Origin of the sequence: Pseudomonas sp. 2822-17 (genome assembly GCF_002742485.1) — a bacterium.
Lineage (GTDB): Bacteria > Pseudomonadota > Gammaproteobacteria > Pseudomonadales > Pseudomonadaceae > Aquipseudomonas > Aquipseudomonas cyclaminis.
The window spans coordinates 1-231 of sequence record NZ_LJRZ01000961.1 but is presented as its reverse complement, the minus strand read 5'-3'; the positions used below and the strand labels follow the sequence as shown (position 1 = coordinate 231).

The 231-nt window shown below is 35.1% G+C and carries 1 protein-coding gene; it reads right to left on the bottom strand.

The annotated features are described in order from the left end of the window. The coding region (locus AOA60_RS33725) for a biotin/lipoate A/B protein ligase family protein (protein ID WP_368731602.1) at positions 1-231 on the bottom strand (231 nt) is incomplete at both ends.

Here is a 231-nt window from a genome sequence, read left to right as displayed (position 1 = left end):
CTTTCAATCTTCTCCCCATGAAAGATATTTTCAAGTAAGAGCTTTTTAAACTCTTCCATCGATAGTTTCTTATCTAGGAAATCGTTAATATTTGCAACTCTACTTCGTATAGACTTAATTCCTTTAGAACGAATTTTTTCGTTCTTAACTTTTAGAGCATCCACCACATTTTCAATTTCTGACTCTAACAGCAAGGTGCCATGGCTGAACATACGTCCCTTTGTAGTGTAC